Raw genomic sequence first — 11836 nt, 5'->3', positions numbered from 1 at the left:
CATGTTGTTTAATTTGTCGTCTTGTTTCAGCGACCTTTGTATCTTAACATCTTTTAAACATGAATGTCAACACTAAATCATAAAATTTATTAGAATGACTGGGAAAGGTGCGAGTTTACAATGAGATTAAAGCTTTTATTTATCGGAACAATGCTAGTTCTTGTGAGTCTTTTTTTTATTATCCCAAATAAGTACTCTTCTATGCTTCCTGTTTTTCAGCTAGTTGAAAAACCTACTGTCGTTTCCAAAGGATCACATGGGAAAACGATAACCATCGATTTATCTTTCGGTAAAGAGGACATGGAAACTTTCTTAAAAAACCTGGAAGCACCATATCCGCATTTTTTTATTAGTAATGATTGGATAGATCGGTCTCCTACTCTTATTCAAATAATGAAAGAGAAGAGTATTCCAATTAGCTTATTAGGGCAAGAAGGTAATAAATATATCGAAGATCCTTCTTTATTCAAAAAGGAAATTGATCAATTTGAAAAAACAGTTGGAGAAGTTCCACTATGGTTTCGAACAAAGGACTATGAATTTCCTATGGAATTACAAAAGACTGCATGGAAATATGAGGTGAATTTGTTGAGTTCAACTAAATACTGGGTGGAAGGAAATCAAAAAATCAAGCTAGAAAAAGGGGATATTCTTAGCGTTCCGCTCCACCAAAAGGAAAGAATCGATATAAAACAATTGGATCAATTACTTAAATCTGATTCTTTTCTTTCTATAGAACAAAATATTTTTGGTTTAACAACTAAAAGTAAAACAATACCCGAATAACGAAAACTTTCTACTTGCTCCTGGATGCTTTGACATCAATTTTATTTAATAAAAAAGACTATAGGCAAACTCAATTTTACCCGAGTTTGTCCACAGTCTGAGCTGCTCCGACATTTAGTCAGAGCTTTTTTTCGTTATTTCGTTTTTAAAGCTGCAGCTTCTTTTCTTGCTTTTCTACGCGCTTCTAATTTTTTTCTATCTTCGTCGGATTTTGCATTATATTTTGGCAAAGCCAATAATTGGTATGCATTAACTGCTAGAAGTGGTACCAAAACAATTAATAACCATACGTCCGCATCGCTTGATTGAACTTTAAGTGCTGCTACCCATTCTAGTGTCGTAATAGCAATCATAAAGAAAAGGGCTGAAATCAATATTTGTTTCTTTGTTTTATTTGCCTTAATTATTGCTACTATTACCGAAGCACCTATTAATAGAACAAGTGCCACTATATGTAACCAGATTTGGCTTGTCGTTCCTTCAGAAGGCTTAAATCGGAAGACAATTAAGTCAAAGATGACCAATGCTATGATAAGTAGTTGCACCCAATTCCATAGTGTAAGGCTTTTGAAAATGTTTACGCCCATCTGATGTATTGTCAAATAAGCAAAGAAACCCATTTGTGCTATAACACTTATGATAAGTCCAAAACCAACTAAGACAATAAATGCAGCGATCACCGCTCCCCATTGTCCCGCTTCATAGTATGATGCAAAGTTTTTTTCCCATAATATAATTGAACCTAACACACCTGTGATTAGTCCACCTATCCACATTGCATTTAGAAAAAATTTAAACCAATTTCGAATTGTCACTGTAAAAAGTCCTCCATATTCTACTAAGTCCTTTATAGATTGTAACAACCATTAGCAAAAAAATCTATTTGTTGATTACTTCTATACATATTTTCTAAAAAAATGTGAATAATAATTGAAAGGATGGTGACTAATTTGAAGTATTTTGCTCTCATTTTATTAACTATTGGCTTACTTGCTGGATGTAGCAGTTCTAACTCATCTTCTCCTTCTTATGAAGAGATGAAGAAAATAGTAATTGATGCTCTTCAAACGGAAGAAGGAAAAAAATCCATTCGAAAGCTTTTAGATGACCCCGAATTTCAAAGTTTGTTAGTAATTGATAATGATCAAGTAAAGAAATCAGTAGAACAAACCATGTTATCCAAAGATGCAGAAAATTTTTGGAAAGAAGTTTATCAAGATCCTAAATTCTCGGAGAAGATGGCAAAAAGTATGGTGAAACAGCAAGAAGAACTAATGAAAGCCTTAATGAAAGACCCCGATTACTTAAAGGATTTAGAAAGCTTTTTTGCTTCAGCTGATATGAAGAAAGAGCTAGGGAAAATTCTACAGTCTGCAGATTTACGCAAAGAAATGGAAAAGGTCGTTGAAGAAACGATTCAAAGTCCATCATTGCAAACAAAGTGGCAAAAGCTCGTGCAAGAAGCTGGTTCTCAGAAAAAAGGTGGCGGCGGCTCTTCTTCGGGAGGTTCAGGCTCATCAAAAGGCGGGGAAAAAGAATCAAAAAAATAAGGCCGATCCTGTTAAGGAACGGCCTTTTCTTATGCTTTTTCGATTACTTCGCGCGCGATATCTAAATAAATTTTACCGGTAGGATGTGTTTCCCCATACACGGATGGAGCAAAATCAATATCGTTCCAATCCGGTTGACCTAGTGGAATTTGACCAAGTAATTCTGTACGAAGTTCTTCCGCAAGTTTAGGTCCTCCACCTTTACCAAATACAAATTCACGTTCACCAGTAGATTTAGATTCATACCATGACATATTTTCAATAACACCTAATATTTCATGATCTGTTTGCAGTGCCATTGCACCAGCTCTAGCAGCAACGAATGCAGCTGTTGGATGTGGTGTTGTAACAACGATTTCTTTAGATGCAGGTAGCATTTGATGAATATCTAAAGCAACATCGCCTGTTCCTGGTGGTAAATCCAATAGTAAAAAGTCTAGTTCTCCCCATTCTACATCTTTAAAGAATTGATCTAATACTTTTCCGAGCATTGGTCCTCGCCATACAACTGGAGTATTGTTTTCCACAAAGAATCCCATGGAAATTACTTTTACCCCCTTTCTTTCTACAGGAATAATACGATCTGTTTTAATTTGTGGTACATCTTTTACACCCATCATATCGGGTACACTAAATCCATAAATATCAGCGTCAACTAGACCAACTTTTTTTCCTAATCTTGCAAGGGCTACCGCTAAATTCACGGATACAGTAGATTTACCAACTCCACCTTTACCTGATGCAATGGAAATAATTTTAACTTTACTATTTGGAGAAAGAATACTTTCACTATTGCTTCCTTTTGCTTGACCACGGAATTGTTCTAACACTTCCTTTGGAAGTTCCTCAAAACGAATACCAACTGTCGCCGCTCCTGCATTTTTTAATACTTCTACCACTTTTCCTTGCAATTGCATTTGCTCGCTGGAATTGATTTTCGCTATAGCAAGTTTCACACTTACATGGTTTTTCTCTTCTTTTATGGATACTTCCGAAATTCCGTTTGTTTCTTCAAGAGTTCTATGTAAAAATGGATCGTTTAATTCCCCAAGTAACGCTCGAACTTGTTGCTCATTAATCATTTGTAGACACTCTCCTTAAAGTTAACTATTCGCATTATAGTATACCATATACGAGTGTCTACAATCCCTTACATACACTTACTTAGTAAATATTATTATCTACGAATCGACGTACACCTTTTGTAATTGCATCAACCATTTGCTTTTGATACTTCTCTGATTTTAATAATTCCCGTTCTTCATTATTACTTAAAAATCCAGTTTCAACTAATACAGCTGGAGCTTTTGCCTTTTTCAAAATATATACTTGTTTTATCGCAAGTGCTTCTCTTTCTGTATTTCCTATATTTTCTCGAATAGCCGCCTGAATGGATTTTGCTAATAGTTCTCCACCCTCGTGGCCTTCTGCATGATAAAATACTTGTGCCCCTCTCCATCTCTCCTCTGGAACTGCATTCACATGTAGGCTTAATACAATATCGGCTTCAGAATTATTCATAATTTCTTCCCGTAGAAGCAAGTCTGCTCGCTTTCGTGCACGTGTTGTTGGATAATCTCCATTTGGTGCATGCTCAGCAATCGCATCTCCTTCTTTTCGCCGTGTCATAATAACTGTTGCTCCTTTAGCTTTTAACTCTTTCTCTAGCTTCAAGGACATGGAAAGAGTAATATCTCTCTCTATTGTTTCTCCATGACTTGCTCCTCCGTCCAAACCTCCATGACCAGGATCAATTACAATTTTCACTCCACTTAATGGTTCTGGCATGAAGAAACTTGAATCACTTGCTTTCGTTCCATAAAACACAGCAAGAATAGATATCAAAAACAATACTAAGATTATCAGCCATTTTTTCAGATCCATCGCTCCTTTTTCACTCATTATACGTATGAGGGACAAAGAGTATGTTAGCTTTATGGAACAACTTATATCAAATTTTCCACAGGAAGTTTTCAATCATAATTGTTGCTCCTGCGCAAAGCTCGTCGCAGAAAAACATGTTGCTCCTGCGCAAAGCTCGTCGCAGCAAAACATATTGCTCCTGCGCACAGCTCGTCGCAGATGCGCTTGGTATGTCATGCAAATCCTTGTAAAATCTATAACATCCCAAGAGGTTTAACCCCTAGCAAATTAAGTTATCTTTTGTCTATCCGATATATTCCTTTTTTATTTCTTAATTTACAACCATTTTTCTCGAAAATTTTAATCATATGTCCATTACTTTCATCTGTACTTCCTACATAATAATTAGCATTTAATTTCTTCATTAGTTCTAATGTGATTTTATGAATCTCCGCACCTAAGCCTTTACCTCTCCAATTGGGTACAATTCCAAAGTAGAACATTCTACCTTCATCTATCGTTCCCATCTCGATATGTGGAATACTTATTCCTATAAATTCATTATCCTTTAAGAAATAAAAGCAGTTGTTTCTCCAGTCGTCTCCTAATTCTTTGCTTATAGACGTCATCACTTGCTCTATCGACTGCGGAATATTTTTATTAGCAGTTCCCGACCGACATAATTCGTATAATTGAGCAAACTCTGAATCCTCCATTCTTCGTTCCGCTAGAGAGTGAAACGATAGATTGCTTTCGTGGTATTCTTCTTCACCTAATCCTTTTATATATTCATGAATAACCGAGATTTTTCGGAATCCATTATCTAATAGCCAAGTCTCAAATCTTTCTTCCATTAGTAAGGATAAATAATTAATATTTTCCTTTTCGTATTCACTTAATAGTTTTGCAAACTCTGCTTTATAATCCTCTTCCGACTTACCTTCAATTTTTACTTGATCTACCAACCAATATTCTTTTTCATTTTTTATCACATTGAACAAACGTATGCTACCCCCTTGCTCTCATTTTATTACTTAAATAAAAGGACGGTATCGACAACATAGTTATAACACTGATGATCATAAATACCATTGCTCCACCATTTAAACTATCTAGTAGAAACCCGCCCATACTTGGGCCGGCAATTTTCCCAATTGATTTCACTCCCGACAGAGCAAAATAAGTTCCTTTTTCATGGTCGTCACACATGCCATCAATATGAATATCCACCATTGTGAAAACTAATACTTCACCTGCCGTAAAAATAATCATTGCAATAATTAACATAAGAATATGTTCACTTTGGCCAAAGAAAAATAAGCCAGCTGATAATAAAATACTGCCTATTATCAACGAAGTAGTTGTACTAATAATTTCTCCTAACCTATAAACAAAATATTGAATGACTATTACCGTAATGGCATTTGTTGTAATTAGCCAAGCAAAATATTGTATCGCTTTTTCGTGATTAAACGTTATTCCTAAGTATTGGCTAAAGGTAGAATCAAATTGACTGTATCCAAAAGTGATAAAAATTAAAGCAAGTATAAAAACGAGAAATGTATAATCCTTTTTGAACACGTAGAACGATTGAAAAATAGATGCCTTCTTCAAATTTACCTCTACTTTTTTCATTGGAAACTTCTTAAAAATAATTGCAAATGTAATGATATTGATTAAGAAAATAAAACCAACTATAAAAAATAATTTATCCATACCAAATTGTTGAAAATACACAGATGTAAGTGGAGCGATAGCCGCAGAGATATTAATCAAAAAATATCGAATGTTAAATATGAACCGCCTGTTCTCTGATTCGGTATAAAGACTTAATAATACTCGGTATGTCGGTTCTACAATTGCTTGGCTCAATCCTAAAACCGCAGCAAATAAAATGAACCCTGCATATTGATTGATAAAAGGAAAATATAGATAACAAGCTAAATAACCGATTAACCCCGTTATGATAACTTGATTCTTGGGAAACTTATCAATATAAGGTCCGACAAAGAAACTCATAATCAAATTAGATAAAGCTAATGTAGAAATAATTGTACCTATTTGAATACCTGTGTAATGAAATTCATCCAGTAAAAACAGTGTAAGATATGGCAACACCAAAAATGTTCCAAATCGCGCAATAAATATACTAGCAAGAATCGTTGATGTCACAACATTAAATTTACTTTTCATAAAATACCTCTTCTTTTCAAAAATCTCTATCCTTACATACATAAGAATAAATGCATACATCTTTTCCTTTTAATAAAACCTGTTCTTCTAGTTTCATGCCATTTTTAAAAGCTATTTTTCTAGAAGCTTGATTTTCAGGCTGAATGAGTGAAATGAACCGATTAATACCTAACTGATTTTCACCCCGATCTATAAAAGCCTTCGCTGCTTCGAAAGCATATCCATTTCCCCAAAACTTTCTAGCAATCCAATATCCTATTTCAAGTTCGTTTTTACCATTTATATTTTGTGGAACGATCCCAGCATGCCCTACTTTAACATTATCTTCTTTACGAACAATTACCTTTAACCCATATTCCATATTCATTTGATAATGACTGCATATGCAATCTAAAAATGTTTTTGCCTCTTGCTCATCACGAATATTCCCACTACCAATATAACGAACCATTTCAGGATCAGATAGCATAGACAACAAAAATTCGAAGTCCACTTGTGTATACGAACGATATAACAATCTTTCTGATGGAAACTCCACCTAGCTAACTCCTATCAAATTTTTTATCTATAACAAATATTTAATTAATATACACTTCCCAAAACATAGAAACAATCCTTTTTTCAAAACAATATTACAGAAGTGTTACTGGTGCCTGGCACCAGTAACACTTCTGTAATATTCAAGATTATAAAAATATCAGTCATTTGAACGGTTATAATTACCAAAACGGATTATAGCTAGGTATATTAGGAAAACGAGTTACCCCCTATAATATTATTCTAAAAAAATGATTGACTTTATGTTTTCAAGAAATTAACATATAAATTGCAGAAATTTAAATGATCAAATTCGGTTAGATTGTCTCTATCCAAACGTGGTGTTGATCGAGTTATATGGACCACTCTGCATTTAGAATTCTCTCAAAATTTGAAAATTTATTTATTCTACAAAATTATTTTTTTAAAAGAAAAGAAAGCGCTTCATTTATACAAAATGAAAGGATCGATGATGAATGGTACCAAAAAAAGACAATAACCTCTCACAGCACACCCCTCACCAAGAAGAACATATATTAAAACGGGGATTGAAAGCTCGTCATTTAGCGATGATCTCTATTGGAGGGTCTATTGGTACAGGACTGTTTCTAAGCAGTGGTGCAGCTATTCACACGGCTGGTCCAGGTGGTGCATTACTTGCATATGCTTTGGTTGGCGCAATGGTATATTTTGTTATGACAAGCTTAGGGGAAATGGCAGCTTTCATGCCAACAAGTGGTTCATTTAGTACGTATGGTACTAAATTTGTAGACCCGGCATTTGGCTTTGCTCTTGGCTGGACCTACTGGTTTAACTGGGCAATGACTATTGCGGCTGAGTTGTCCGCCTCCACGATGATTATGAAATTCTGGTTTCCGAATAGTTCATCATGGATATGGAGTGCCTCATTCTTAACACTTATTTTCCTCTTGAATTATTTATCCGTTAAAGGATATGGAGAAGGAGAATATTGGCTATCTTTTATTAAAGTAAGTGCGATTATCGTCTTTATCGTAGTTGGAGTACTCATGATTTTTGGTATCATGGGTGGAGAAGCAGTAGGCTTTAAAAACTTTACTGTCGATGATGCTCCTTTCTCAGGTGGTCTTTTAGGGGTTTTTATTGTATTTATTGCAGCAGGGTTCTCTTTTCAAGGTACAGAAATTGTTGGGGTGGCTGCTGGTGAAAGTGAAGATCCAGCAAAAAATATACCCATCGCTATTAAAAGTGTTTTCTGGAGAATCCTTCTATTTTATATATTTGCGATTTTTGTAATAGCGCTTCTTGTTCCTTACACTCATCCAAGTTTACAAAGTGAAAATGTCATGGTCAGTCCTTTTACTCTTATATTTCAAAAGGCCGGGATTGCATTTGCAGCTTCTCTTATGAACGCGGTTATTTTAACTGCTGTATTATCAGCAGGAAATTCTAGTCTATATGCGTCAACTCGTATGTTATTTTCCATGGCTAAAGAAGGACAAGCACCTCAAATTTTTGCAAAACTTAATAAACGTGGTGTACCCGTTGCTGGTATGATTTTAACATGTGCGGTCGGTACGCTTGCATTTTTGGCTTCTTTCTTCGGTGATGGTAAAGTATATATTTGGTTAATGAACGCTATAGGAATTACAGGATTTATCTTCTGGCTTGGTATTTCTATCAGTCATTATCGTTTCCGCAAAGCATTTATGGCTCAAGGTCATTCATTGGATAAGTTACCGTATAAAGCTAAATGGTTTCCAATTGGAACAATTTTTGCTATTGCCTGTGGATTAATCGTAATTTTAGCTCAAAATTTTCAAGCTTTCCTTGCAGATAAAGTGGATTGGGGCAGTGTAATAGCTGCATACTTAGGTGTACCGCTTTTCCTCTGCTTATGGCTTGGATTTAAAATTGCGAAGAAAACGAAATTTGTTAAACCAGAAGATGTAGAATTTGAATTTGATTATGAGAAAATACTTAAATAAACTATCGACAGATCGGACAACATCCTATACATGTTGTCCGACTTTTTATGTCCTTTTCTTAGCTGCACTGTTGAGTTGGAGCTGAAGGTGGTGACTCATAGGGGATTAGCAAGCAAATCAAGACCCTGGCCTCGCACTCAACAAAATTAATTTTTGTGGCGAGCTTGCGCAGGAGCAACTCTTTTCTGCGACGAGTAACCGCAAAAGCTATGGAAGCGGCTAAATGTTTTCCCCCCGGAAAGCGTGCGTCTGCAGAGGAAATCAACCTGTTCTTTTGAGAGTTCTTTTTATTACAGATACCTGGTATTACAGGTGCCTGGTACCAGTAATAATTCCGTAATAATTCTGTAATACAAATAGGAGGACCCCATCAATTTCTGGGTCCTCCTTTTTTATATTAGTATGCATTTCGAAATTTAATACGGATCATTGTTTTGACTCTCGCTACTTTAAGCTGGTTGGTTGACATGAGGTCTTTGCAGGCATGATTTAGAAGCCAAGAAGTCAGCATCAAGGAATATTGGCTCACACTCGTAATGGCTTCATGCTCATCACTTCACGTAAAACCTTCTAAACTTACTTCTGTTTCCACGCTAAAAATAAATACCGGTCACTTTTAATTCGATTGTTTCAGTTTATTTAATATTGACTATAGCCATCTTTAATTCCTCAGAGCTATTAAGCTTTTTTGCGGAATAAGCCTATCAATGCCAATAATATTGCAACAGATGATAGCGTAATTGGTAACCAGCTAACGCTTCCAGAAGTAATACTTTCACTAGATTCTTCATGAGCATTTTCAGTTGCTCCTACTGCTCCAGCCACAACAACTTTCGTTACAGAAGCAGGTTCATCCGTACCAAGAGCTCCAATCCACTCTACAACGGAGCCATCTTCGTAAGTTTGTAAAGCTTCCCAACTAAATTCTCCAGGCTCGCTAGGATTCGAAGCGATAAAATAAAATTCCATAAACTCATTTGGTTTAATACCGCCACCGTTTGTAGTCCATGTGACAGAAGTAATGATATCATTTGCGTCTTTTTCAAATTTGTAATCCCAATTTTCTACTGGCATAACGGATACAAGATTTATACCTTTAGGAACTCTCAATTCGATCTTTGTCGTGTTAATATCCTTCTCAACTGGAACACGTACCGAATATTTTTCCCAAGCATTTGTCGAACTTTCACCCGGACGAACTGTAACGTGTGCCTCTGCTATTGGTGCGATTAAAAATATAAATAGTAATGCTATTATTGGTGCCATCCATTTTTTGTTTTTCATTCTAATTCCTCCATTTTTGTTTTCATATTTTATTTCCCGTCATTAGCGATAAAAATCTCATCTTCCCATTTTTTCCTCTCGCCACCTGGGTATTTTCCGCTAACCTCTAATAACCAACTGCCAGACATTGAAAACGGCAAGTCTACAATATATTCCCCTCTATCATTTTGCTTGGCTTTAAATGTTGTCGAACCCATATCGTGCTGTAGCATTGTAATTTTCACCGAAACTTCTTCAGGCTCTTTCCCATCTAGTACTGAGAGTTTTGCGGTCATTTTCTGATAGCCCGTTTCTAATTTCCCAATATTTATTTGTGCTTCTATTTGATCAGTGACCAAGGTTTTATCGTATGATTGGACAGCGATTGGATAAGCAATCTGACTCGCCCATACTCCAAATACAATGACAATCAGACCGACAATCCATTCACTCTGAATCCAACGCCCAGTTACAAAATTTCCAGTTCTCCTCCATTTTACTGTCTGAAATAAGGCTAAACCTAACATAGTAATCGTTAAAATGACTTTGATAATGACTACGGTGCTCCAAGCCATCCAATGAGTAAAGACGGCTGTTATACCTGTCTGAAGAAAGACCATGATTACACCAGATACAAACACTAATCCTGAGGCAATCAACATTTTTTGAACAAAAAATGTTCTAAATTCCATCCATGAAATTAATGTATTTTGTTTCTTTTGCCAAATAAGCAATAAAATAACGTAAACTAGAGCACCAAGCCAAAATGCGATTGTTAGTTGATGAATCATTCGGAATATCAATGCGACGACCGGATGTTCCATTCCCCATACGTGCCCTCCGAAAGCTGGAGTTACAGCCAAAACTAGCCAAAGTGCCAAATACCAGCCCTGCACCATTCCTGGCATAAATAATAAGATTAAGAAAAATAATTGCGCACCTAACATAAGGATAAAAGGAAATTGTAGTAATAGTTCCCATTCTCCTTTAAAAATCACTTGAATAATTCCTGGTGGAAGAGAAAAGCCATACGTTATCAATTCAACGATCGTGCCAAGAACAAGAACAATAGCTCCAATACTTCTGCCCATTTTCCATAAGGAATTGAGACTAGGAAACTTTCTTCTTTGAGCTAACGAGGTAAACCAAAAAAGGCCAGCACCTAAAAGAAGTAAACCTTCTACAATAACTCGAGCTGCTATTAATCCCCCTTCAGAACTAGCATCATTTGCAACCGATTTGACCCCGCCTTCTGTTGACTTACCGACTGAAAACGCGTAAGAGCCACTAACTGGGTGTCCGTCCACTGAGACGACATTCCACTTCACCGTATAAGTTCCTTGCTTTAGTTCCGGGAGAGAAAATTCAAGAAGTGGAGACCGTTTAATATTTCCATCTGGATTACCCGTAAAGACCGGTTTTGCATTCCAATCATAAATCGTGGCGATAGCTAAATCATGATCGATTGGTTCATTAAAGCGTAATTTTAACACAGACGGAGGTTTTTCGATAAGGACCCTTTCAGCTGGTTCCATTTCAAGTAGTGTGGAATGAGCATATACCGTCTGTGTTTGGAATAATGCAAAATATAATACAATAATAAACGGAGTCATTTTGAGTAAATGAGAAAGCCTCTTGCACAGCCTCCTGATATTAAGTCCAGTTGTAACCCCCATC

11 protein-coding genes are annotated in these 11836 nt (G+C 36.0%); 3 read left to right on the top strand and 8 right to left on the bottom strand.

Going from position 1 to position 11836, the window contains the following annotated elements; genetic code table 11:
- The first annotated feature begins 120 nt into the window (after positions 1–120).
- Positions 121–786 carry a hypothetical protein gene (locus ACTSKG_RS13530; RefSeq protein ID WP_464755091.1) on the top strand — a complete coding sequence of 222 codons (666 nt, stop codon included), beginning with the start codon at positions 121–123 and terminating at the stop codon, positions 784–786.
- A gap of 134 nt (positions 787–920) precedes the next feature.
- Here ACTSKG_RS13530 and ACTSKG_RS13525 read toward each other — a convergent pair whose 3' ends face one another.
- A complete protein-coding gene (locus ACTSKG_RS13525) occupies positions 921–1601 on the bottom strand; it encodes a KinB-signaling pathway activation protein (RefSeq protein WP_464755090.1) in 681 nt (226 codons plus the stop codon).
- A 135-nt stretch (positions 1602–1736) separates the two neighbouring features.
- Between ACTSKG_RS13525 and gerD the strand changes: the two genes are divergently transcribed.
- Positions 1737–2336, top strand: coding sequence for a spore germination lipoprotein GerD (gerD, locus tag ACTSKG_RS13520; protein WP_464755089.1), 600 nt, complete (start codon positions 1737–1739; stop codon positions 2334–2336).
- A 29-nt stretch (positions 2337–2365) separates the two neighbouring features.
- Here the strand turns inward: gerD and ACTSKG_RS13515 are convergent, their stop codons facing one another.
- From ACTSKG_RS13515 to ACTSKG_RS13495, 5 genes are all read right to left on the bottom strand, one after another.
- Entirely contained in the window at positions 2366–3418 is a 1053-nt protein-coding gene (locus ACTSKG_RS13515) for an Mrp/NBP35 family ATP-binding protein (RefSeq protein ID WP_464755088.1), read from the bottom strand.
- A gap of 82 nt (positions 3419–3500) precedes the next feature.
- Complete coding sequence (locus ACTSKG_RS13510; protein WP_464758033.1) at positions 3501–4214, bottom strand: N-acetylmuramoyl-L-alanine amidase; 714 nt, start codon at positions 4212–4214, stop codon at positions 3501–3503.
- A 278-nt stretch (positions 4215–4492) separates the two neighbouring features.
- Entirely contained in the window at positions 4493–5191 is a 699-nt protein-coding gene (locus ACTSKG_RS13505) for a GNAT family N-acetyltransferase (protein ID WP_464758032.1), read from the bottom strand.
- A gap of 16 nt (positions 5192–5207) precedes the next feature.
- Entirely contained in the window at positions 5208–6392 is a 1185-nt protein-coding gene (locus ACTSKG_RS13500) for an MFS transporter (RefSeq protein ID WP_464755087.1), read from the bottom strand.
- Positions 6393–6408: 16 nt separating this feature from the next.
- Complete coding sequence (locus tag ACTSKG_RS13495) at positions 6409–6930, bottom strand: GNAT family N-acetyltransferase (RefSeq protein WP_464755086.1); 522 nt, start codon at positions 6928–6930, stop codon at positions 6409–6411.
- A gap of 475 nt (positions 6931–7405) precedes the next feature.
- Here ACTSKG_RS13495 and ACTSKG_RS13490 point away from each other — a divergent pair, with 475 nt between their 5' ends.
- Entirely contained in the window at positions 7406–8896 is a 1491-nt protein-coding gene (locus ACTSKG_RS13490; protein ID WP_464755085.1) for an amino acid permease, read from the top strand.
- Positions 8897–9574: 678 nt separating this feature from the next.
- Here ACTSKG_RS13490 and ACTSKG_RS13485 read toward each other — a convergent pair.
- Both ACTSKG_RS13485 and ACTSKG_RS13480 read right to left on the bottom strand, forming a co-directional pair.
- Positions 9575–10180 (bottom strand): YcnI family copper-binding membrane protein, encoded by a 606-nt coding sequence (locus ACTSKG_RS13485; protein ID WP_464755084.1) that lies wholly within the window; start codon positions 10178–10180, stop codon positions 9575–9577.
- A 29-nt stretch (positions 10181–10209) separates the two neighbouring features.
- Entirely contained in the window at positions 10210–11835 is a 1626-nt protein-coding gene (locus ACTSKG_RS13480; RefSeq protein WP_464755083.1) for a copper resistance CopC/CopD family protein, read from the bottom strand.
- Position 11836 lies beyond the last annotated feature (1 nt).

The sequence above is a fragment of the Psychrobacillus syltrankelensis genome (genome assembly GCF_055454035.1).
Note: the sequence above shows the minus strand (reverse complement) of the source record. Positions and strands in the feature narration are given on the sequence as shown.